Source organism: Bradyrhizobium sp. AZCC 1577 (assembly GCF_036924575.1).
In the GTDB taxonomy this organism is placed as follows: domain Bacteria; phylum Pseudomonadota; class Alphaproteobacteria; order Rhizobiales; family Xanthobacteraceae; genus Bradyrhizobium.
Genome location: NZ_JAZHRQ010000001.1, coordinates 6,834,381 through 6,857,527, shown reverse-complemented (window position 1 = coordinate 6,857,527; position 23,147 = coordinate 6,834,381). Strand labels below are relative to the sequence as shown.

Here is a 23,147-nt window from a genome sequence, read left to right as displayed (position 1 = left end):
TGCCCCAAGTATTTGGAGAGGTGATCTCGATCACTTGACCGGTGCGGGCCTGCTTTTTCAAAATGAATCGGTGGTCGCGCGCCGTGACCAAAATCCATGCGCCGGAGCGTTCCGCTGATGTTGCAGCACTTGTTGCTGGGTCTTGTCCTGCTTGTCGCCGCCGGTCCCGCGTGGGCCGCGGGCGATGTCGAGACCTGTCGAAATAACGCGGCGGAACCGACAGCCCGGCTCGCAGCCTGCGAAAGCGTGATTGCCGACGAGAAGATCACGGGGACCTCCAGGGCAGCCGCCTTCTGGTATCGCGGCGATTCACTGGTGAAGAAGCGCGATTACGATGGCGCGATCGCGGCGTTCACCGCCGCCCACGAGATCGCGCCGCAGAATATCAATGTCATCAACGCGCGCGGCATTGCCTACAGCCACAAGGGCGACGACGAGCGCGCGCTCGCCGACTACGATCTGTGCCTGCAGTTGCGCCCGAGCTTCGGCAGTGCCTACAACAACCGCGGCGTCATCTTCATGCGCCGGGGCGAGCTGCAGCGGGCGCTCGATGAGTTCAACCTGGCGGTCAAACATATCTTCAATGACCAGAGCCGCTATCTGCACCACTACAACCGGGGGCGCCTGCACGGATTGATGAAGCTGTACGACGCCTCGCTCGCCGACTATGCCGAGGCGCAAAAGGTCAATCCCGATGGTCCGCACGTTCCGGCCTACCGGTGCGTTACCTACACCAGCATGGGCAGGTTCGATGACGCGCTCGCTGACTGCAATGCGGCGCTGGCCAAGTCGCCGAACGACGTCTACGCGCTGACCAGCCGCGCCAATGCGTATCTCGGCAAGGGCAATCTCGACGCCGCGCTCAACGACTACAACCAGGTGCTCAAGATCAATCCGAACTACGTCCGCGCCTATGTCGGCCGCGGGCAGCTTTTCGAGAAACGCCGCAACCTTGCCGCCGCACGCGCCGACTATCGCTCGGCAGCCAACGCCGTCGCGGCAAGACGCGAGGATATCGATACCACGCTTGCGCGCGGCATCGCCAAGGAGCGGCTGGAAGCCTTGCTGGGCACGGCCGGGCCGTCGACGCCACAACCCGCGGGGCCGCGCAAGGTCGCGCTGATCGTCGGTAACGGCGCCTACAAGAATGCTACCCCGCTGGATAATCCGCCGCGCGACGCCAAACTGATCGCGTCGACCTTTCGCGAACTCGGCTTTGCCACGGTGACGCTGGCGCCCGATCTCACCCGGGACAAATTCTTCGCCGCCCTGCACGAGTTCGGCCTGGAGGCCGAAAAGGCGGACTGGGCCGTCGTCTATTATGCCGGTCACGGCATGGAGATCGGCGGCGTGAATTACCTGATCCCGGTCGATGCCAAGCTGAAGGCCGATAGTGACGCGGAGACGCAGGCGGTCGCGCTCGAGCAGGTGATCGCCGCGGTCGCCGGCGCGCGAAAACTGCGGCTGGTGATGCTCGATGCCTGCCGCGACAATCCCTTTGAAAAGACCATGCAGCGAACGATTTCGCTAAAGCTGGTCAACCGCGGCTTCTCCAACATCGAGCCGGAAGCCGGCTTCATGGTGGTCTACGCTGCCAAGCATGGCGAGACCGCGCTTGACGGCGATTCCATCAACAGCCCGTTTGCCACGGTGCTCGCGCGCGTCATCAAGGAGCCGAAGGTCGAGGTACGCAAGCTGTTCGACATCGTCCGCGACGACGTTTGGAAGGCGACCAACCGCGCGCAGCAGCCGTTCACTTACGGCTCATTGCCGGGACGCGAGGATTTTTATTTCGTGGTGGGGAGGTAGGTCGCTGCCGTCATTGCGAGGAGCGAAGCGACGAAGCAATCCAGGCTGACTCCGCGGTGAGATTCTGGATTGCTTCGCTTCGCTCGCAATGACGGAAGAGGCCGTCACACCACCACGCTCAGCCGCTTCGCCGCGCGGGTGATGCCGGTGTACAGCCATCTTGCCCGGCTGTCCTGAAATGCAAAACTCTCGTCGAACAGCACGACGTCGTCCCATTGCGAGCCCTGCGACTTGTGCACGGTGAGCACGTAGCCATAGTCGAACTCGTCATAGGGCTTGCGCTGCTCCCACGGGATCGCCTCGATGCCGCCCTGGAAGCAATCGTGTCGCACCGAGACCTTGGTGACCTTGTGGCCGAACTCTTCATCAGGCGACAGCCGCATGGTCAGGATCTGCGATTTCGATCGCGGCTGGGTCCGCGACTTGACGCGCCAGAGCCCGCCGTTGAACAGGCCCTTCTTGCGGTTGTTGCGCAGGCAGACAAGCTTGTCGCCGGCGACCGGCAGGGGATCCTCGATGCTCTGCTTCTGCCGTATCCGCATGTTGTAGGCGCGGCGGGTGTTGTTGCGGCCGACCAGCACCTGGTCGGCGCTCATGACGCGGTCGGGATCGAGCTCGCTGCGCGGCACCACTTCGCTCTCGCCGTGGCGGCCGATTTCGAGCTCGCGGCCCTCGCGAATGTCCATCGACATCCGCACGATCGGGTCGTCCTGCGCCTGCCGGTGCACCTCCGTCAGCATCGCGTCGGGCTCGCAATTGGTGAAGAAGCCGCCGCCCTGGATCGGCGGCAACTGCGCGGGGTCGCCGAGCACGAGCAGTGGACAGTCGAACGACATCAGGTCGCGGCCGAGTTCGGCGTCGACCATCGAACATTCGTCGATCACGATCAGCTTCGCCTTCGAAGCCGGCGCGTCGTCCCACAACTCAAAGCTCGGCTGCTCGACGCCAGATTCCTTGGCGCGGTAGATCAGCGAATGGATGGTGGAGGCGTTGTCGCAACCCTTGTTGCGCATCACCAGCGCAGCCTTGCCGGTGAAGGCGGCATATTTCACCTCGCCGTCGACGCCCTCGGCGATGTGCCGCGCCAACGTGGTCTTGCCGGTGCCGGCATAGCCAAACAAGCGGAACACCGGCGGCATGCCGTTGCGGCCCGGCTTGGCCTTCAGCCATTCGGCGACGGCCTTCAGCGCGGAATCCTGATGCGGTGTAAAAATGGTCATGGGGTCCAGATGGAGAGAAGAGCGGGCGGAAGGCCGCGACTCAACGGACTGTAAAGCTAACCATTCGCGCGTTCCACGCAAGACAACTTCCGTGACGCGGAATTGCCATTTCGCGACCAAGGCTAGACTTGCCATTTGCGGCGAATAGACTGACCGAAAACAACAAGCAGTCTTGAACAAACGGTCCTGGGAGGCGTCATGAAATTCGGCATCTTTTACGAGCTGCAACTGCCGCGCCCCTGGGAAGAGGGCGACGAGCTCCGGCTCTACCAAAATGCGCTGACGCAACTCGAGACCGCCGACCGGCTCGGCTATGACTACGCCTGGGTGGTCGAACATCATTTCCTGGAAGAATATTCGCACTCGCCCGCGCCGGAATCCTTTCTCGCCGCCGCCAGCCAGCGCACCAAAAATATCCGGCTTGGCCACGGCATTTTCCAGCTCACGACCAACCATCCCGCGCGCGTCGCCGAGCGGGTCGCGGTGCTTGATTTGCTCAGCAACGGCCGCTGCGAATTCGGCATGGGCGAGAGTGCCTCCATCACCGAACTGACGCCGTTCGGCCGCGACATGGAGACCAAGCGCGAGGTGTTCGAGGAGGCGGTTCAGGCGATCTTCCCGATGTTCACCAAGGTCGGCACCGAGCATCACGGCAAGTATTTCGACATCCCTCTGCGCAATGTGGTTCCCAAGCCCGTTCAGAAGCCGCATCCGCCGCTGTGGATGGCGTGCTCGCAGCTCCCGACCATCGAACGAGCCGGCCAGAACGGCTTCGGTGCGCTCGGCTTCCAGTTCGTCAGCGCGGAAGCGGCGCATGCCTGGGTGCATGCCTACTACAATGCGATCACCAAGCGGCTGCAGAAACTCGCGGACTACGAGATCAACCCGAACATGGCGCTGGTGTCGTTCTTCATGTGCGCCAAGACCGATGAGGAGGCGCGGGCGCGCGCCGACGGCGCCACCTTCTTCCAGTTCGCGCTGCGCTATTATGGCGCCTCGCAGAACCGCCAGCGTCCCGACCCCGGCACCGTCAGCATGTGGGACGAGTACAACAAATGGAAGCGTGAAAATCCCGAGGCGCAGGAGGCCGCGCTGCGCGGCGGCCTGATCGGGTCGCCGGAAACCATCCGCAAAAAGCTAAGACGTTTCCGCTCATCCCACATCGACCAGGTGATCCTGCTCAATCAGGCGGGCAAGAATACCCATGAGCACATCTGCGATTCGCTGGAACTGTTTGCCAAAGAGGTGATGCCCGAATTCCAGAACGACCCCGAACACGACGCCTGGAAGCAGGGCGTGATAAGCGGGGCGATCCAGCTCGAGGAGATCGACACCGAGGCCTTTACGGATCGCTACGGCAAGCTCGCGATCAATGTCGCGCCGGCGGCAAAGGTAGCGGCTGCGGAGTGAACGTTTCATGAGCAGACGGAACCTCACGTCTCTGTGTTGAAAGAATTTCGCTGCAGCCAATCCGAATGTTGAAACAATGAGAGCGCCCGATGCGCGCATGATAGTGCGGGCATCGTTATTTTCGCGAGACGCTCGACAGCTCATACGGACCGTCCCATCATTCTGACATCGCATGATCGTGCGCCTTGCACGCATGATCGTCAGGAGAACTGGAATGAAGCGTCGTAAGTTCTTGGGATGGTCGGTTGGCGGCGCCATCGCCGCGTTGTCGTCGCGTACAGTCGCGCAATCATCCGTCAAGCAAATCCGCATCGGCTACCAGAAGACCGGCGTTCTCGTGATCGCGCGCCAGCAGGCGCTGCTTGAAAGGCACTTTGCGCCAAAGCAGATCGCGATCAAATGGATCGAATTCACCTCCGGTCCGCCGCTGCTGGAGGCTATGAACACCGGCAGCGTCGATTTCGGCGCAGTCGGCGATACGCCGCCGATCTTCGCGCAGGCCGCCAATGCCAATATCGTCTATGTAGCGGGATCGCAGATCACCAACGGGCAGGGCATTCTCGTTCCCGCCAATTCGACGATTCGCACGATCGCTGACCTGAAAGGCAAGCGGATCGGATTCACCAAAGGCACGAGCGCGCATAACGTCGTGATCGCAACCCTGGAAAAGGCAGGGCTGACCTACGAGGACGTTACGCCGGTCTATCTGTCGCCGCCCGACGCCGGACCGGCGTTCGCCAATGGCAGCATCGAGGCTTGGGCAATCTGGGATCCATACTTTGCGATCGGCGAAAAGCGGCAGAACGGAAGGATTCTTGTCAACGCCTACGAGGTCGCCAAAACCAACTCGTTCTATCTTGCCAATCGCGATTTCGCCTATGCAAATGTCCAGCACACCCGCGATGTCATCAAGGGGCTGGCGGATGCCGCGCAATGGGCAGAGGCGCACCGCACAGACGTTGCGACTGCGCTGGCCGCCGTGACCGGCGTGCCGCTGGAAGTCCAGATTGTCGCGGCCAACCGCGCCTCGTTTGTGATCGGCGCGGTCACGGACGACATCATCGAAACTCAGCAGTCGGTTGCGGATCGTTTCCACAAGCTGGGACTCGTTCCAAGGAAGATCAGCATCCGCGAGATCGTCTGGCGCCCCACCCAGACCTGACTTCAAAGCACGTTTCACACAGGAGAAGGACATGCGTTGGTTTCAACGAATGATGACGGCTGCCGTACTGTCGGCGAGCGTGGTCGCCGCGAGCGTCGGCGTCAGTTACGGGCAGGACCCCAAGCAGGAAAAGGTGGTCCGCATCGGCTCCCAGAAATACGGCAAGCTCGTGCTGCTCAAGAGCAAGGGCACGCTGGAGGAGAGGCTGAAGGCCGCCGGCTACAAGGTCGTGTGGACGGAATTTCCATCCGGACCTCCGCTGCTCGAAGCACTCAATGTCGGCGCAATCGACTTCGGCAACACCGGCGAAGCGCCGCCGATCTTCGCGCAGGCTGCGGGCGCGCCGATCCAGTACGTCGCCTATGAGCCGCCGGCGCCGAAAGGCGAGGCCATCCTGGTGCCGAAGGACAGCAAGCTGGCCTCCGTTGCCGACCTGAAAGGCAAGAAGGTCGCGCTGAACAAGGGCTCCAATGTGCACTATCTCCTTGTTAAGGCGCTGGCGAAGGCCGGTGTCAAATATTCGGAGATCGAGCCGGTATTCCTGGCGCCGGCCGATGCCCGCGCGGCGTTCGAGCGCGGTGCCGTGGATGCCTGGGTAATCTGGGATCCATTCCTGGCCGCGGCCGAAGCCGCCACCGGCGCGCGCACGCTCGCCGACGGCACCGGCATCGTCTCGAACTACCAGTTCTACTTCTCGTCGAAGACGTTCGTCGACAGCGATCCGAAGATCGTCGATCTCGTGTTGGCTCAACTGAGCGAGGTCGACGACTGGGCCAAGGGCGACATCCATGCCGTAGCGCAGCAACTGGCGCCGGCGATAGGGCTTTCCGTTCCGGTCGTTGAAGTCGCGCTCAAGCGGCAGTCCTACGGCATCAAACCAGTCACCGAGAGCGTGATCGCCGACCAGCAACAGGTCGCGGACACGTTCTTTTCGCTCGGACTTATTCCAAAACAAATCAAGATTTCTGACGTGGCACGGAGGTCCGGATCGTGAGCGCGCAACCCAACGCCAATATCCTTTGGTTCCTGCCGACCCATGGTGATGGCCGTTATCTCGGCACCACTACCGGCGGCCGTGAGGTGAGCTTCAACTACCTGCGCCAGATCGCGCAGGCCGCCGATCAACTCGGCTATTTCGGCGTCTTGCTGCCGACCGGGCGGAGCTGCGAGGATTCCTGGGTGGTAGCTTCGGCTGTCGCGCCTTGGACCGAGCGCTTGCGTTATCTCGTAGCGGTACGACCCGGCTTGCAGTCGCCGAGCGTTGCAGCTCGCATGACCGCAACGCTCGATCGGATGTCGAACGGACGTCTGCTGATCAATGTCGTCACCGGCGGTGACCCGATTGAGAACAAGGGCGACGGCATCTTCCTGCCGCACGACGAACGGTACGCGGTAACGCGCGAGTTCCTCAATGTTTATAGCGACCTGCTGACCGGAAAGACCGTCAACGTCGACGGCAAGCATATCCGCATCGAGGAGGGGCGCCTGCTGTTCCAGCCTGTGCAGTCCCCGCGGCCGCCGCTCTATTTTGGCGGATCGTCCGATGCTGGCATCGACGTTGCCGTCGACACCGTCGACAAATATTTGACCTGGGGCGAGCCGCCGGCGCAGGTCGCCGAAAAGGTCAGCCGCGTGAGAGCAGTAGCAGCTAGCCGAGGCCGCAAGCTATCGTTCGGCATTCGCCTGCATGTGATCGTGCGCGAGACCAATACGGAAGCCTGGAAGGCGGCGGATGAGCTGATCCAGCACGTGAGCGATGAGACGGTCGCCTCAGCGCAGAAGATCTTCGCGCGGATGGATTCGGTCGGCCAGCAGCGCATGGCGCAGCTTCACGGAGGTCACCGGGACAAGCTGGAAATCAGCCCCAATCTCTGGGCCGGCGTCGGCCTGGTGCGCGGCGGCGCGGGCACTGCGCTGGTCGGCGACCCCGAGACGGTGGCGGCGCGGATCAGGGAATATCAGGATATCGGCATCGATACCTTCATCATGTCCGGTTATCCGCATCTGGAGGAAGCCTATCGATTTGCCGAACTGGTGTTCCCGTTGCTGTCGCTGGACAAAGCGACCAACGTCACACCGATCCGCGTCAACACGGGGCCGTTCGGCGAAACCATCGGCAATGAATACCGGCCGCAAAAACAGGTGTCGCAATCATGAGTCTCATCGACAGTCTTCCCCGCGTTCGCGCGCCAAAACTGCCACGCGTCGACGGCTTGGTTCCTTGGATTGTGCCGCTCGCGGCCATTCTGATCTGGCAGGCCGCCTGCGTCACCGGCTTCGTCTCGGCGCGGGTGTTGCCGGCGCCGAGCGACGTCGCGCTGGCGGGCTGGAAGCTCGCGCTGTCGGGTGAGCTTGCGCGCAACATCTGGGTCAGCTTCTGGCGCGCCAGCGTCGGCTTCCTGATCGGAGGTAGTATCGGCTTCGCGTTTGGCTTGGCGAATGGCTTGTCGCAAATTTCCAGCAGACTCACCGACACGACACTGCAGATGGTGCGCAACATCCCGCATCTGGCGCTGATCCCGCTGGTCATCCTGTGGTTCGGCATCGACGAATCCGCAAAGCTGTTCCTGGTCGCGCTCGGCGTGTTCTTCCCGATCTGTCTGAATACGCTGCACGGCATCCGCACGGTCGATCCGCAATTGATCGAGATGGGCCGCATCTACGGCATGAGCGACGGCGAGTTGTTCCGGCGGGTGATCTTCCCGGGCGCGCTGCCATCGATTTTCGTCGGTCTGCGCTTCGCGCTCGGCATCATGTGGCTGACCCTGATCGTGGCGGAAACCATCGCCGCTTCTTCGGGCCTCGGTTACATGGCGATGCAGGCGCGCGAGTTCATGTTGATCGACGTCGTGGCGCTCTCGATCCTGATCTATGCCTTGCTCGGAAAGCTGGCCGACAGCGCCTCGCGCGCGCTGGAGCGGCTGACGCTCTCCTGGCATCCAGCCTTCCAGAAACACTGAGGATATCATGCAAGAAGCCCTTCGTTTCCGTTTGTCGGATGCCGACCCCTTGAGCCGCGCCGAGATCATCGAGCAAGCGCGGTTTGCGCGTCGCAGGCCGAGAACTGCGTCTCGCGGCCTTTCGCTTACCATCCGTGGCTTGCGCAAATCGTTCGGCGACAACGAGGTATTGCGCGGCATCGACCTGCACATTCCGGCCGGCCAGTTCGTCGTCATCGTCGGCCGCAGCGGCTGCGGCAAGAGCACGTTGCTGCGGCTGATCGCGGGCCTCGAGACCGTAACCGCGGGCAGCATCGACTTCGGTGAGGAGGCGCGCGCGGAAGACATCCGCGTGATGTTTCAGGAACCGCGGTTGCTGCCCTGGGCGCGGGTGCTTTCAAATGTCGAAGTCGGGCTTGGTCGCGAACGGGCATCGCAGGATGCGCAAGCGAGGGCGGAAAGCGCGCTGGTCGAGGTCGGTCTCGACGACAAGCGGGCGCAATGGCCGGCGGTTCTGTCCGGCGGACAGCGGCAGCGCGTGGCACTGGCGCGGGCGCTGGTGAGCCGTCCCCGCGTGCTGGCGTTCGATGAGCCGCTCGGCGCGCTCGATGCGCTGACACGGATATCGATGCAGCGACTGCTCGAACGGGTCTGGCACGACCAGGGCTTTACCGCGATCCTGGTGACGCACGACGTGTCGGAGGCCGTGGCGCTGGCCGATCGCGTTCTGGTCATCGAGGATGGCGGCATCGCCCACGACATCGAAGTCGATATCCCGCGCCCCAGGCGGCGCGGCTCGGCGGAACTTGCTGCGCTGGAGGGCTCGATCCTGAAGAACCTGCTGCAAGGGACTGAAGACACGTCCGACCTGTGAGGTGGCCATGAACTCTATCGTCTGCAACGTTTCGATCGACCGTGGGGTTTCCGCAGGCGATTTTCGCCAGGCGATGCGCCGATTGACGGGCGGCGTCAGCGTCATCACCGCGGGCATAGGCTGGGACATCTCAGGCATGACGGTTACATCGGTATCGTCGTTGTCCGTCGACCCGCCCGCCTTGATCGTCAGCATCAACCGGGAAGCCTCGTCCTGGCCGCTCATGAGACGATACGGCTTCTTCGGCGTCAACATCCTGACCTCGGACCAGATCGACATCGCCGACCGCTTTACCGGGAAAGGCGGACTGACGGGCACCGAACGCTTCGGTGGCGCGCATTGGACGACGCGCGTATCGGGAGTGCCGCTACTGACAGACGCCCTGGCCGCGATTGATTGCGAAGTCGAGGATATGGTCGAACGGCATTCCCATGCGATTGTCATTGGGCGCGTGCTGGATGTTGCCGTCTCCACGCGCACCGCGGCGCTGGCCTATTGGCAGGGGCAGTATGTCGCCATCGACCGCGACGAAGACGCGCTCAAACTGGCGGATGTGAGTCTGCCTGCATCGCGGTCCACGCGAAGGACCTGACGATCCCGCCGAAAGTTCCGGATTTCTCGCGCTCGACGGGCTGGCCATTTGCGGCCCGGCATTCTAGATATCCGCGATGAAGCGATTGGCTACTTGGGTTTTCTACGGCATCGGCGCGCTCGCGATCGCCTATCTCGCGCTGTATGCCTATGCCGTATTTACCGGGCGCGACCTGCAGCCCGGGGACCCTATTCATATTTTCCGCAAGCCCGACGCGCCGAGTTATTCCGCGCTTTCCACGTCATTGCGAGCGTAGCGAAGCAATCCATGCTCTGCGGCAGAACGGATAGCTGGATTGCTTCGTCGCTTGCGCTCCTCGCAATAACGGCGGAGGGATCTGTGCTACCCCGCCACGACAAACCGCTGACTGTCGCCCGATCCCGCCGGTGTAATCGGTATCCCGCCGTCGGCATATTCGTTCAGCTTGTTGCGCAGCGTGCGGATCGAGATGCCGAGGATGTTGGCGGCATGGGTGCGATTGCCGAGGCAGTGCTTCAGCGTCTCCAGGATCAGGTCGCGCTCCACGTCCGCGACGGTGCGGCCGACGAGAGCACGGGTCACCTGTTCGGCGGCAAAGGTGGCGTGGGCCACGGCAGGCGCGGTCTTGGCGAGGTCGAGGCGGTCGCCGTCGGGGGTCAGGATGGCCTCAGGCCCAATCTCGTCCCCTTGCGCCATCAGCACCGAACGGTGGATGGTGTTTTCCAGCTCGCGAACGTTGCCCTGCCAGCGGTTTGATGTCAGCACCCGCCGCGCATCGGCGGAAATGGGGCGCAGCGGCACGCCGTTGGCGTCGGCGTATTTCTTGGCAAAGTGCTGCGCCAGCTCGAGGATGTCGGCCGGACGGTCACGCAGCGGCGGGATCTTCAGGTTGACGACGTTGAGGCGGAACAGCAGATCCTCGCGGAAAGAGCCTTCGCGCACGGCGTCTGCGAGGTTGCGGTTCGAGGTCGCGATGATGCGGATGTCGACCGGCACCGGCTTGGTGCCACCGACGCGGTCGATCACGCGTTCCTGGATCGCGCGCAACAGTTTGGATTGCAGCCGCACGTCCATTTCCGAGATTTCATCGAGCAGCAGCGTACCGCCAGTGGCTTCCTCGAACTTGCCGATACGGCGGGCGACCGCGCCGGTGAAGGCGCCCTTCTCGTGGCCGAACAGTTCGGATTCCAGCAGGTGTTCGGGAATTGCCGCGCAATTGATCGAGATGAACGGCCGCTTGGCGCGGGTCGAGCGGGTGTGGACATAACGCGCCAGCACTTCCTTGCCGGTTCCGGATTCGCCAGTGATCATCACGGAGGCGTCGGAGCCCGCGATCTGCTGCGCCAGCTTGATCACCTTGCCCATGGCTTCATCGCGATAAACCAGATCACGTGAGTCATTGGCGACGGCAGCGAGCACGGCGGCGATCAGTTCCGGATCCGGCGGCAGCGGGATGTATTCCTTGGCGCCGGCGTGGATCGCGGCGACCGCGGCGCGGGCATCATTGGAGATGCCGCAGGCCACGATCGGCACGTGAATATGTTCGGCTTCCAGCCGCATCACCAGGTCGCGGATGTCGAGGGCGACGTCGACCAGCAGCAGGTCGGCACCCTTGCCGCCGCGCAGCACGGCCATCGCCTGTTCGGTCGCCTCGGCATGGGTCACCGAAGCCCCGTTTTCCATCGCGATCTTGGTGGCGGTCGTGAGCTGGCCCTTCAATGTGCCAACGATGAGAAGCCGCATGTCTGTCTCCTGTCCGTCTGTTCGCGCCTCACGCGCGCGTATCGCCAAAATTGTTAGTTGCGTTCCGCCTTGATGATTTCCGTCATGGTCACGCCGAGCTTGTCTTCGACCAGCACGACTTCGCCACGCGCCACCAGGCGGTTGTTGACGTAGATGTCGATGGCTTCGCCGACGCGGCGGTCGAGTTCGAGCACGGTGCCGGGTCCGAGCTTCAGCAGCTCGCCGACGTCCATCTTGGAGCGGCCGAGCACGGCCGAGACCTGCACGGGCACGTCGAATACGGCCTCGAGGTCGGCTGCGATGCGCGAGGCCTGTTCGTCCTCGTTGTAGGCGAGGTCATCGACCGGCGGGGCATCCGCGGCGTTGAGATCGGGTAGTGGTACCTGTGCGTCGGTGTCACTCATGGTTCAGTCCTCATGGCCTTCACATTGCGGCCTGATCGCGGGACGCCAGATAGCGCCCGACGAGTTCGCTGATCTTCGCTTCGATGGCCGCGCGCTCCAGCACGACGCCGCCGTCGGCCCATTCGATCCGGCAGTCGCCGGTGGCGATGCCGGGCTCGGCCAGGATGACGAGCCGGCCCTCGAAGCCGCTTTGGGCCGCCTGGCGTTCGATCTTCTCACGGGCGGCCTCGTAGAGCTGCTCGTTGATGCGGACGACGAGATGTGGGGCGGCGACCAGATGCGAGAAGCAGTCGCTGACCAGCGCCATGATCTCGCCGAGCGGCTCGCGGCCGATCAGCTCGCTACACAGCTTGCGTGCCACAGCGACCGCGACATCGACGGCCTCGGTTTCCATCCTGGCCTCGATGCCGGAGAAACGCGTGGCGATGCCCTTGATGGCGATGCCGATCTCTTCCAGCGCCAGCGCCGAGCGGCGGTCGCTCTCGACCTTGGCCTCGTGCTGCGCCGCCTCGTAGCCGGCGCGGTAGGCACGTGCCTCGGCCTCCGCGACCTTCTGCGCGATCTCGGCGGCCGTGGCGGCACGCTCGCGCGTCCTGTCGGACGCTGCGAAGTCGGTGTCGAACAGGAATTTTGCGGGCGCGGCCATCAGTACACCAATTCGTCGTCGGCGCGGTTCTTGGTCAGGGTGATTTCACCCCTGGCGGCCATGTCCTTGGCGAGGTTGACGAGCAGTGCCTGCGCCTCGTCAACGTCGCGCAGCCGCACCGGTCCCATCGCGGCCATGTCGTCCAGCAGCATCTTGCCGGCGCGCGAGGACATGTTGCCGAGGAAGAAGGCGCGCACCTCTTCATTGGCGCTTTTGAGCGCGATGCCGAGCTTGTCCTTGTCGACGTTGCGCATCAGCGTCTGGGCCGAGGCGGAATCGAGCTTGATCAGGTCGTCGAAGGTGAACATCAGCGCCTTGATGCGCTCGGCGGATTCGCGGTTTTCCTCTTCCAGCGAGGTGATGAAGCGAGTCTCGGTCTGGCGGTCGAAATTGTTGAAGATTTCGGCCATCACCTCGTGGGCGTCGCGGCGGCGGGTCTGCGACAGGTTGGACATGAATTCGGTGCGCAGCGTCTGCTCGACGCGCTCGATGACTTCTTTCTGGACGGCTTCCATCTTCAGCATGCGGCCGACCACATCGAGCGCGAGGTCCTCGGGCAGGATCGCCAGCACACGCGCGGCGTGCTCGGGCTTCAGCTTCGACAGCACCACCGCGATGGTCTGCGGGTATTCGTTCTTGAGGTAGTTGGCGAGCACCTCTTCCTGTACGTTGGAAAGCTTCTCCCACATGTTGCGGCCGGCGGGGCCGCGAATTTCATCCATGATGCCGCTGACGCGCTCGGAGGGCAGATATTGCTGCAATAGCCGTTCGGTGGCGTCGAAGGTGCCCATCAGGGCGCCGGAGGCCGACATCCGCGAGACGAATTCGAGCAGCAGGTCTTCCACGACATCGGCCTCGACGGTGCCGAGCGTCGACATGTGGATCGACAGTTCGCGCACCTCGTCGTCGTCCAGCAGCGACCACACCTTGCCGCCATATTGCTCGCCCAGCGCCAGCATCAGGATGGCGGCGCGCTTCGGGCCGCTCAACGGCTTGCCCTTGGGCCGGTTGCTCTGACGGCTCGCCAGCGCCGAGATGACGGTGGTGATATCGTTGGCGTTTGAGGTTTGCGGTACGGCGGCCATGTCAGCTCTCGGCGGGTTCGCTCAACCATTGGCGAACAATGGAGGCGGTCTCGTTCGGATTACGTTCGGCCAGTTCGCCAACCCTGTGCACGGCCTGGGCGTGGACCTGGCCCTGGACCTGTGCGACGTCGATCAACTGGGCGGTGCCGCTGGTGCCGGCAATCAAGGCCTGATTGGGCCCGAGTTCTCCGTTTGGACCGCTGCCCTCGATCAATGCGGGCGTCGGTTCGGTCAGTGCGGGAACGACTTCGGCAGCCAGGATGCGCTTGACCAGCGGACGGATCACCAGGAACAGCACCACGAGGCCGAGCAGCATCATGACACCGAGCTCGATGACGTACATGACGTCGTCCTTGGTGAACTGCAGCATGCCGAGAAGCCCGCCCGGCTCGACGACCGCTGGCACGGAGGGCGCTTCGGCAAAGCGGAGATTGACGACCTCGACCTGATCGCCCCGCTTCTGGTCGAAGCCGATCGCCGAGCGCACCAGCGTGGCGATGCGGTCGAGCTGCTCCTTGCTGCGGTCCTGATAGACCAATTCGCCTTTTTCGTTCTTGGTGTAGGCGCCATCGACCAGCACCGCGACCGAGATCCGGTTGACCCGTCCGGCCTCGGTGACCTCGGTCTTGGTGGTGCGGGAAATCTCGTAGTTGTTGGTCTCCTCGCTCTTCTTGCTCTGGTCGCGGGCCGCCGGCGTGGTGTTGGTTTGATTGCCGGGCAGTTCGTTGTTGACCGTTACCTGGCCATTGTTCTCGGCAGTGAGGGAAGATTCCTCGCGGGTCTGAGTGGAGCGCAGTACGCGGCCCTCGGGATCGAACTTGTCGGAAGTCTGGGTGACCTTGTTGTAGTCGAAGTCGGCGGTGAGCTGGACGCGGGCGCGGCCCTGGCCCACCACCGAGGAGACGATCGCCTCGACTTCGTTGCGCATGCGCTTCTCGAAGGCGGTGCGGCGCTCGTCGCCGACGGCGATCTCGGGGTCCTTGCTGGCGCCGTCGGCCAGCAACCGGCCGGCTTCGTCGACGATCGACACCCGCTGCGGCTTTAGTCCGTTGACGGCGGAGGCAACGACGTGACGGATGGCGCGGATCTGCTGGGGTTCGAGGCTGCCGCGCACCCGCACCACGATCGAAGCCGACGGCTCCGGCGCCTCGCGGGCGAACAATGGCCGTTCCGGCAGCACCAGATGGACGCGGGCGGCCTGGATGCGGTCGATGGCGCGGATGGTGCGGGCAAGTTCGCCCTCCAGCGCGCGCAGATGGTTGATGTTCTGGACGAAGCTCGTGGTGCCGAGGGCATCGGACTTGTCGAAAATCTCGTAGCCGACGCCACCGCCCTTGGGCAGGTTGCTTTCGGCCAGCTTCATCCGCAGCCTGGTGACCTTGTCCTTCGGGACCATGATGACCGCGCCTTCGTTGCGCAGCTCAAAGGGAATGGCCTGGCGTTCAAGATCCTTGATGATGCTGGAGGAATCTTCAAAGGAGAGGTCGGTGAACAGGGTGGTCATCTGCGGCGTGGTGACGCGCATGATGACGAAGGCGAAGAAGCCGATCAGCGCGGTCGTCACCGCAACCATGGCCATCAGCCGCGCTGCGCCCAGGCCTTTCAGGAAAGCAACGAGACTTTGCACCAACCGCCCCCAGGGATTCGGCCCGAGGGACCGACTGGGCAATTATTGCCTAGGGGATGGTTTCCATATGGTTAACAACCCTTAAAGCCGCCGCGAATAGTTCCGGCATGAAAAAAACCGGCTTCGTAAAACGAAGCCGATTTTCATCAAATCTTTCGATCCGGGAGAGCTTACTGGCGATATTGCTGGATCCGGGTGGTCCGCAAGCCTGCCAGGCCATGCTGGTCGATGGAAAACTGCCACGACAGGAATTCGTCGACGGTCAGCGTATAGCGGCTGCAGGCTTCCTCAAGGGAGAGCAGGCCACCACGGACCGCAGCGACAACTTCGGCTTTGCGGCGGATCACCCACCGTTTGGTGCCTGGCGCGGGCAGGTCAGCAATTGTTAACGGACTGCCGTCAGGCCCGATGACGTATTTCACCCTCGGGCGATGGGGTTCTGTCATGGCGTACTCACAAACTCTCAACCACTGAACTCACCATGGTAACCTACGCCCCTCGGCTTAAAATTTGCCTAAGCCTACGGCTTCAATACGAATCTCCTTGAAAATGACCGAAAATGGCTCCGGCCCGGTTCCCTGTGACGCTTTTGCGTACAATCAGGGATTGGCGGGCCGGGAGCGGTGGATCAACCGAGGCGAGTGGGCTGGGCTTAGCTGGAAGAGGTCGGACGGACCACGCGCTTGATTTTGTCGGTGGTGTAGCTCTGGCCGCCGATCGACAGCAGCGGCGGAGAGGCGCTGAGATCGACCGAGTCGACGATGCCCTGGACCTCGGTGGAGATCGCGACGTTGTTGCCGGAGCTGTCCTTGCCGGTGGCGGTCAAGGTGTAAGTGCCGGCCGGCCACTGCACGCCGTCATTGCCCTTGCCGTCCCATACGAAACTGGAGCCGCCCTTCTTCAGCGTATAGTTGCCGGTATAGGCCGTCTGTCCCGCCGAATTGGTGATCGTGATCGTCGCGCTGGTGTCTTTCTCGGAATTGAAATTCCAGGTCGCCGATTTGTCGAACTGCGCCTTGCTGCCGTCGACGGCGACCATGTTGCCGACATAGACCAGCGCCTGCGTCGCCTGGGCGCTCTTCTCGATTTCGACCAGCGCCTTCAACTGCTCGTTCGATTTGAGCTGTTGCTCGATGCCGGCGAACTGCACGAGCTGCTGGGTGAACTGGTTGGTGTCGAGCGGATCGAGCGGGTTCTGGTGCTGCAACTGCGTGGTCAGCAGCGTCAGGAAGGTCTGGAAATTATCCGCGATTCCCGTCGTCTTCTCCGACGCGGTGTTGTTGCTCGTCGCAGTGCCGGTTCCCGGCGCCGAGACGACCGTTGTCGGCATGGTTGCTGCATCGACTGCCATGGCGATCTCCTTAAACCCTGATATCGACGCCGCCGCTCGAACCGAGCATGCGACCATAGCTGCGGCCGGCGACCACGGCGGGAACGTTGTCTTCTTCGCTCACCACCAGGTGATGGGCGTTGGGATTGGATTGGTTGCCGTCGTTCTGGCCCTGCGAAGACTGGTCGCGCAGGCTGAATTGCAGTCCGCCGTTGCCGGTCGAGAGGCCGGCGTTGTCGAGTGCGCGCTGCAACTGGTTGGCGTCCTGACGCAGCATCGACAGCGTTTCCGGCCGTTCGACGGTCAGATGCGACGTCACCTGGCCGTGGCGATCGACATCGATGCGGACGTCGATGCGGCCGAGTTCAGCGGGATCGAGCCGGATTTCGAAGCGAGTCTTGCCGCTCTTGGCGGAAGCGGCGATTTCCATCGCAAGCCCGCTGACCGGCACCGCTGAGCTTGTGGCTGCCGTGGCGGTGAGTTGGGTAGCGGCAGCCGCCGTCGTGGTGGGGGCGGCCGGTTGCTGCGTCTGGATCGTGCCGGCGGCCTGCAGGCCGTTGCCGGACGCGTTGACCGGCGTCTGGCCGACGACATCTGGGGCGGCAAAATGCGCGTTGGCGTTGGCGGCCGACGGCACGATGGGGTTGCCCGAGGCGTCGGCCTTCGCGGTGTCGGCGCTGCCATTCTCGGTCTTCAACTTGCCTGCGGCTTCGGTCGGCGGCGTGACGGCGGGCACGACGGTATCAGCGGCAGGGACTGCGGGTGCGATCGCGTCGGTGGGTTTGACCTGCTCGACGACCGTCGTGGCGCCTTTTCGGGCGAGATCGGGGCTCTTGAGCGGCACGGCCGATTTGGTGGCGGCGGGTGTCGCTGCAACTACCGAAGCGGCCTGAGCGATGCCGGTTGTGACGGACGGGTCGGCGGATGTGGCCTGCGCGCTGACGGCCTGGCCGATGCCCTGTGCGTTGGTCTTGGTACCGTCCCCTTGCGCAGCGTTCGCGGTCGTGGTGGCGGTCGCTTCGGCGCTTTCACCGGCGGGACTGGCTGGTGCGGTCTCGGCGGCGAGCGAAGCGGAGGCTGCAATCGCAGCCGCCGCGATGGCAAGCGGCGCGGTTGCCTTATCGGTCGCGGGTGCGGCGGAGGCCGTCGTCGCCGGCGGCGTTGCGGCAGCAGGGATGGTGGCGGCAATCGCGTCGGCCGTTACCACGGCCGTTCCATCGTGCGCCAGTTCGGTCTGATCGGTCGGTGAGGCGTCTGCGGAAGACGCCTGCGTCGCTTCGTCGGACGACGCCTTCTCGGACTTCGGTGCGTCGGACTTCGATTTGGCGCGACCGGTCTTTGCGGACTTGGTCTCGGCATCGGCGTTGGTGTCGGCGTCAACCTTGCCGGCGTCGCGTGTCTTGTCGTCCCGTGTCTTGTCGTCGCGCATCTTGGCCGCGGCGTCGCGATTGTTCGAATCGTTGCGCGCGGCCTTGTCGGCCTTGTCGGATGCGGCGGCGCTGTCGCGCGAACGGTTGTCGGAAGCTGATTGCGCGTCGTCGGAGCGGCGCGGGGAGGGCGCTGCGTCCTGCGCGCGGTCGTTGTGGCTCGCGGCCGTGTTGCTGTCGACCAGCGCCGCGAAGCTGTCGTTTCCGCCGGGCGGATCGGAATCCGGCCGGGCGGACCTCGCCGCCGCGCTCTGGAAAGATGCGTTTGCCGATACTTCTGACGTGACACTAACCACGGTAACCCTCGCGCTGAGCTCTCGGCTACCATTCAGCAAGGACCGGGCCAGCCGCTGTGGTAAAAAATATCATGCTATTTCAAATACTTAAAAAGATGATGCCCGGATTATTGAGCGTGACCACGGCCGCCTTTTCTGCCCGGCGGCAAGATTTGCCGTCCTTGACAAGCTCCAGAATGGCGATCGGCTGATTGCTTCACGGGAATACGGCCTATATTAAAGAGCTAAGTCCGATCCGGCCCGGTATGGCCGAATTGCACCTTAAGGCCTTATGCATAAAGGCTTTTTAAACCCTGGCCGCGAACCGCCATGGCGCGTTCGCGATTGAAGTCGATGACCCCTGGCATGCGAAACAGTTTGGATCTCGAAGGCCGTCCGCAGGACACACGGATCGTGGTCGCCATGTCCGGCGGCGTCGATTCCTCGGTGACGGCTGCCTTGCTGAAGTCCGAAGGCTATGACGTGGTCGGGATCACGCTGCAGCTTTACGACCACGGCGCTGCCACCCATCGCAAGGGGGCCTGCTGCGCAGGACGGGACATCCACGACGCCCGCAACGTGGCGGAGCGGATCGGCATCCCGCATTACGTGCTCGACTATGAGAGCCGCTTCCGCGAATCCGTGATTGACAATTTCGCCGACAGCTACGCGCTCGGCGAAACGCCGGTGCCCTGCATCGAGTGCAACCGCTCGATCAAGTTTCGCGATCTCTTGGCGACCGCGCGTGAACTCGGCGCACAGGCGCTCGCGACCGGACACTATGTCGCCTCGCGCCGCCTTGCCGACGGATCGCGCGCGATGGTCTGCGCCGCGGATTCCGATCGCGACCAGAGCTATTTCCTGTTCGCGACCACGCGCGAGCAACTCGATTATCTGCGCTTTCCGCTCGGCGACATGACCAAGCCGCAGACGCGCGAACTGGCGCGGCGCTTCGGCCTCGAAGTCGCCGAAAAGCAGGACAGCCAGGACATCTGCTTCGTGCCGACCGGGCGCTACACCGACATCATCGGCCGCCTCAAGCCCGGCGCGATAGAGCCCGGCGACATCGTCGATCTCGAGGGCCGTACAATCGGCCGCCATCAAGGGATCGTTCATTTCACCGTCGGCCAGCGCAAGGGACTGGGCATTGCAGCCGGCGCGCCGCTCTATGTCGTCAAGCTCGATGCCACCAGCCGCCGCGTCGTGGTGGGACCGCGCGAGGCGTTGCGGATGGATCGCATCCTGCTGCGCGACGTCAACTGGATCGGCGACGGGCTGCTCGACCAGGTCATTGGCGACGGCATCGAGATGTTCGTGCGCGTGCGATCGACGCGCGCGCCGCAGCCGGCCTGGCTGCGCGCGGTCGATGGCGGCTATGAGGTCGAACTCGTTGCCGGCGAGGAGGGCGTATCGCCCGGCCAGGCCTGCGTGTTCTACGATGCGCCTGCGGGACAGGCGCGCGTGCTCGGCGGCGGATTCATCAAGAGCGCGACCGCACGCCATCCGGTGACGAGGGGAGGGGTGCAGGAAAAGGCCGCGCCGCTCGCCGAGGTGATGCGCACTTAAGAAAAAATCGGGGCAGAGGGAATGGCTGGGGACATCGACCGCGAGGGGGTCGAAAAGGCTTATGGGCGCTGGGCGCCGGTCTACGATCTGGTTTTCGGCAAGGTGTTCGACGAGGGCCGCCGATCGACCATTGCGGAGGCCGACAAAATCGGCGGACGTGTTCTCGACGTCGGCGTCGGTACCGGGCTGTCGCTGTCTGAATATTCGCGCAACACGAAATTGTGCGGCGTCGACATTTCCGAGCCGATGCTGCGGCGGGCGCTCAAGCGCGTGCGCGAGTTCGGCCTGACCAATGTTGAAGCGCTTGCGGTGATGGACGCCAAGAACCTGGCGTTTCCGGATTCGTTCTTCGATGCGGTGGTGGCGCAATATGTCATCACGGCGGTGCCGGATCCGGAACGCACGCTGGATGATTTCATCCGCGTGCTGAAGCCCGGCGGCGAACTCATCCTGGTCAATCACATCGGTGCCGAAACCGGTCCGCGCCGCGCGTTCGAACTGGCGTTCGCGCCACTGGCGCGGCGGCTGGGCTGGCGGCCGGAATTTCCGTGGGAACGCCTGACCAACTGGGCCGCCAAACATGGCGGCGTCACCCTGACCGAGCGGCGGCCGATGCCGCCGATGGGGCATTTTTCGCTGATCCGTTTTCGGAAATCGTGAAGCGCATAGCGTTTTCGCTCAAGAAAACGCGTCAAACAAAAAAGCGGCGCACTAACCGCGGAACCTCAGCGCGCGCGGACCGTTTTCCCGGCATGGCAATGCACCGGGCACTTCTTCTTTCATGTGTGTTGATGGCGGCTACGAGTATGGCGGGCGCTCAGGCCCCGCCCAGCCCGGCGACGCCGCCCGCCCAGACCGCACCGCCATCGCCTGACCGCGCCGCGGCCGCCAATTGCGCGCCGATGCAGCCGGCGCCGAATTCCGGCGCGACGGTTCCGGAAGGGAAGGGGCGGGAAGGAACGACCACCGGTCAGCGGGCCGAGCCACTCGGCGACAAGCTGGCCCGCTCGGAGGGTGTATTGTGTCCGCCGCCGGGCGTTGATCCCGAAATTCATGCGCCCACGCCGGAAGATGGCAAGACGCCAGTGATTCCGCCGCCTGGCAGTCCCGGCGGCGACCCGTCAATCCGGCCGAAATAGCGCAATTTTGCAGATGCTTGCCCGGACGGCTCGCTTTGCTTGACAGGTCGTCGACCCGCTCCTTATATGCCGCGCGTTCGCGACCGCGGCATTGCCTGCCGCCACCGCGATGCCGTGGCGGGGTAGCTCAGCTGGTTAGAGCACGGGAATCATAATCCTGGGGTCGGGGGTTCGAGTCCCTCCCCCGCTACCAGACAAGTGTTTGATCTGACGTCAAATTTTTAGCTCTCGTCGCTTAGAGCGCGGCCAATTCATGTCGCGCTTGTTGCGAGAAAATGTCGTTGATTATCAATCATTCCTGTCGACTGGCGGTGAGTAGGGGCGACATGATCGCGACATGGTCACGCAGCCTGCTACCACGGAGGTAGCGAATTCCAATCAACAGATCTGGGCTCAGGATCGCCTCGGGCGAGCCGAGGATGCTTCGTTCTTGCGAGCGTTTTTACTCGGCCGAATTCGCGAACGAGAGGAAGCAGGACTGCCCGCGTCCTATGTTTTGAATATCGACGCGGAGTGGGGGCGAGGAAAGTCATTCTTTCTTTCAAGATTCGGCAAACAGCTTGCGGCCGAAGGTTTTGTCGTTGCCCACGTGAATGCGTGGCAGGACGATCACGCTGAGGACCCATTACTGTCGGTAATGGATGCGATCGACCAAGCGGTAGCTCCGCTCGTTAAAAAGGAAAAGCGAGCCCGGGACCGATGGGAGGCAGCTAAGCGAACCGGTGGTGCATTAGCGGTTGCGGCGGCAAAGGGCGCAACGGTCCATCTAGCGAGAAAAGTACTTGGATCCGGAATCGACGAGATTGGCTCGATCCTAAAAACAGGTGTGCCAGAAGGCGCCGAAAAGAGTGTTGAGGACATATCAAAGAAGCTTGGCGACATCGTTGACGAGCAGGGTAAGAACCTTTTGGCAACCTTCCGGGAAGCCAAGAGGACAATCGCAACATTCAGGCGGAACCTTGGCGCGTTTCTCGAGGTCCTATCTAGCAAGAACCAGCCTCTACCCCTGTTTGTATTTGTCGACGAACTTGATCGTTGCCGTCCGCCTTTTGCCATCGCAATGCTTGAGCGGATGAAACACCTGTTCGATATCGATCAGGTCGTCTTCATCGTCGCAACTGATACGGTCCAATTGAGCCATTCCGTCGGCGCAGTTTACGGAAGTGGGTTCAATAGTGAAGGCTATCTAGCCCGGTTCTTCAATCGCACCTATCATTTCGATCGTGTGTCGAACAGAGACTTTATCGGGGAGCTTTTACGGCGACAGCCTATCGCGGAGTCGAAAATATCGTTGCCGCCTCAGATAGATTTGGAATCGTATTTGACCGGAGGTTTCGATTTCTTTGGACTTCCTCCTCGGGATATTGAGCAAGTTTACGACATCTTGCGGAGTTTCGTCACTGCGTGGACTGGCAAGGCAAAAGTTGAGATGGCCTTTCTTTATCCTATTGTAGTGGCTCATCAACAAAAAGTAGAGCTGTCGCTCGATGGTAACTTCACTAGCCACCTTAATCGGATAATGCAAAGATTCATGAAGTCTGAGGTGCCCTGGAAGATTCAGTTTGGGCGTGAATCTCAATACGGTGAGAAAGCCGAATACGTGTCGGGCATTGCTTTGGCCGGCGATTTCGCCGCTCATATTCAGCGTGGGCTAAATGACCTCAATCACGAAGCAACCGCTCGGCATCAGCGTTGGGTCGTTCAACGACTTTCTGAGGAGTTCGCAGCCGTGCATTCGAGTACATTTTGGCCGGGCACAAAAATACAGTCCGTGCTGTGGCAATATCCTGATATGGTGAGGAGTGCAGGAAGGTTGGTGTCTGAGCCTACCAAGCGGCAAAGTTAGACAAGTGAAGCCGCCGCTGGGGCTGGTTCAGCGGCGGCTGCGATCTGCGATTGGCTGTATGCCGAACCGAAGTG

22 protein-coding genes and 1 tRNA gene are annotated in these 23,147 nt (G+C 62.7%); 14 read left to right on the top strand and 9 right to left on the bottom strand.

The annotated features are described in order from the left end of the window. Positions 1-117: 117 nt before the first annotated feature. A complete protein-coding gene (locus V1278_RS32360; RefSeq protein ID WP_334383534.1) occupies positions 118-1,809 on the top strand; it encodes a caspase family protein in 1,692 nt (563 codons plus the stop codon). 104 nt (positions 1,810-1,913) lie between these two features. On the opposite strand, the gene V1278_RS32355 is transcribed toward V1278_RS32360, so the two are convergent. Continuing rightward, complete coding sequence (locus tag V1278_RS32355) at positions 1,914-3,029, bottom strand: ATP-dependent DNA helicase (RefSeq protein WP_334383533.1); 1,116 nt, start codon at positions 3,027-3,029, stop codon at positions 1,914-1,916. A gap of 198 nt (positions 3,030-3,227) precedes the next feature. Here V1278_RS32355 and V1278_RS32350 point away from each other — a divergent pair, with 198 nt between their 5' ends. From V1278_RS32350 to V1278_RS32315, 8 genes are all read left to right on the top strand, one after another. Next, positions 3,228-4,439 (top strand): LLM class flavin-dependent oxidoreductase, encoded by a 1,212-nt coding sequence (locus V1278_RS32350; protein ID WP_334383532.1) that lies wholly within the window; start codon positions 3,228-3,230, stop codon positions 4,437-4,439. A gap of 214 nt (positions 4,440-4,653) precedes the next feature. Further along, a complete protein-coding gene (locus V1278_RS32345) occupies positions 4,654-5,601 on the top strand; it encodes a sulfonate ABC transporter substrate-binding protein (protein ID WP_334383531.1) in 948 nt (315 codons plus the stop codon). 31 nt (positions 5,602-5,632) lie between these two features. Further along, on the top strand, positions 5,633-6,595 hold the full coding sequence (locus tag V1278_RS32340) for a sulfonate ABC transporter substrate-binding protein (RefSeq protein ID WP_334383530.1): 963 nt from the start codon (positions 5,633-5,635) through the stop codon (positions 6,593-6,595). Further along, entirely contained in the window at positions 6,592-7,758 is a 1,167-nt protein-coding gene (gene ssuD / locus V1278_RS32335) for an FMNH2-dependent alkanesulfonate monooxygenase (RefSeq protein WP_334366889.1), read from the top strand. Before V1278_RS32340 ends, ssuD begins: the two co-directional genes overlap by 4 nt. Then, complete coding sequence (locus tag V1278_RS32330) at positions 7,755-8,561, top strand: ABC transporter permease subunit (RefSeq protein ID WP_334383529.1); 807 nt, start codon at positions 7,755-7,757, stop codon at positions 8,559-8,561. Before ssuD ends, V1278_RS32330 begins: the two co-directional genes overlap by 4 nt. Positions 8,562-8,568: 7 nt before the next feature. Beyond that, positions 8,569-9,414 carry an ATP-binding cassette domain-containing protein gene (locus tag V1278_RS32325; RefSeq protein WP_334383528.1) on the top strand — a complete coding sequence of 282 codons (846 nt, stop codon included), beginning with the start codon at positions 8,569-8,571 and terminating at the stop codon, positions 9,412-9,414. A 7-nt stretch (positions 9,415-9,421) separates the two neighbouring features. Further along, positions 9,422-10,006, top strand: coding sequence for a flavin reductase family protein (locus tag V1278_RS32320; protein WP_334383527.1), 585 nt, complete (start codon positions 9,422-9,424; stop codon positions 10,004-10,006). 76 nt (positions 10,007-10,082) lie between these two features. After that, positions 10,083-10,262, top strand: a complete 180-nt coding sequence (locus V1278_RS32315) for a hypothetical protein (protein ID WP_334383526.1) — start codon at positions 10,083-10,085, stop codon at positions 10,260-10,262. Positions 10,263-10,348: 86 nt separating this feature from the next. On the opposite strand, the gene flbD is transcribed toward V1278_RS32315, so the two are convergent. The 8 genes from flbD to V1278_RS32275 all read right to left on the bottom strand — a co-directional run bounded on the left by flbD (position 10,349) and on the right by V1278_RS32275 (position 18,543). After that, entirely contained in the window at positions 10,349-11,728 is a 1,380-nt protein-coding gene (gene flbD / locus V1278_RS32310) for a sigma-54-dependent transcriptional regulator FlbD (protein ID WP_334383525.1), read from the bottom strand. A gap of 53 nt (positions 11,729-11,781) precedes the next feature. Further along, positions 11,782-12,132 carry a flagellar motor switch protein FliN gene (fliN, locus tag V1278_RS32305; RefSeq protein ID WP_057847186.1) on the bottom strand — a complete coding sequence of 117 codons (351 nt, stop codon included), beginning with the start codon at positions 12,130-12,132 and terminating at the stop codon, positions 11,782-11,784. 19 nt (positions 12,133-12,151) lie between these two features. Then, a complete protein-coding gene (locus V1278_RS32300; protein ID WP_334383524.1) occupies positions 12,152-12,778 on the bottom strand; it encodes a FliH/SctL family protein in 627 nt (208 codons plus the stop codon). Continuing rightward, positions 12,778-13,863 (bottom strand): flagellar motor switch protein FliG, encoded by a 1,086-nt coding sequence (gene fliG / locus V1278_RS32295; protein WP_028349460.1) that lies wholly within the window; start codon positions 13,861-13,863, stop codon positions 12,778-12,780. The genes V1278_RS32300 and fliG overlap by 1 nt, the downstream gene beginning before the upstream one ends. A 1-nt stretch (position 13,864) precedes the next feature. Then, a complete protein-coding gene (gene fliF / locus V1278_RS32290; protein WP_334383523.1) occupies positions 13,865-15,490 on the bottom strand; it encodes a flagellar basal-body MS-ring/collar protein FliF in 1,626 nt (541 codons plus the stop codon). 170 nt (positions 15,491-15,660) lie between these two features. Continuing rightward, positions 15,661-15,936, bottom strand: coding sequence for a CtrA inhibitor SciP (gene sciP, locus V1278_RS32285; protein ID WP_002714638.1), 276 nt, complete (start codon positions 15,934-15,936; stop codon positions 15,661-15,663). A gap of 206 nt (positions 15,937-16,142) precedes the next feature. Next, positions 16,143-16,841: a flagellar hook assembly protein FlgD gene (locus V1278_RS32280; protein WP_334366897.1), complete on the bottom strand. Its 699-nt coding sequence runs from the start codon at positions 16,839-16,841 to the stop codon at positions 16,143-16,145. Between the two features lie 10 nt (positions 16,842-16,851). Then, complete coding sequence (locus V1278_RS32275) at positions 16,852-18,543, bottom strand: flagellar hook-length control protein FliK (RefSeq protein ID WP_334383522.1); 1,692 nt, start codon at positions 18,541-18,543, stop codon at positions 16,852-16,854. A gap of 345 nt (positions 18,544-18,888) precedes the next feature. On the opposite strand from V1278_RS32275, the gene mnmA reads away from it, so the two are divergent. From mnmA to V1278_RS32250, 5 genes are all read left to right on the top strand, one after another. After that, entirely contained in the window at positions 18,889-20,088 is a 1,200-nt protein-coding gene (gene mnmA / locus V1278_RS32270; protein WP_334366899.1) for a tRNA 2-thiouridine(34) synthase MnmA, read from the top strand. 21 nt (positions 20,089-20,109) lie between these two features. Then, positions 20,110-20,748: a class I SAM-dependent methyltransferase gene (locus V1278_RS32265; protein WP_057847181.1), complete on the top strand. Its 639-nt coding sequence runs from the start codon at positions 20,110-20,112 to the stop codon at positions 20,746-20,748. Positions 20,749-20,840: 92 nt separating this feature from the next. Beyond that, positions 20,841-21,227 (top strand): hypothetical protein, encoded by a 387-nt coding sequence (locus V1278_RS32260; RefSeq protein ID WP_334366900.1) that lies wholly within the window; start codon positions 20,841-20,843, stop codon positions 21,225-21,227. Positions 21,228-21,343: 116 nt separating this feature from the next. Continuing rightward, positions 21,344-21,420: transfer RNA gene (locus V1278_RS32255), tRNA-Met, on the top strand. Between the two features lie 144 nt (positions 21,421-21,564). After that, positions 21,565-23,073, top strand: a complete 1,509-nt coding sequence (locus V1278_RS32250; RefSeq protein WP_334383521.1) for a KAP family P-loop NTPase fold protein — start codon at positions 21,565-21,567, stop codon at positions 23,071-23,073. Positions 23,074-23,147 lie beyond the last annotated feature (74 nt).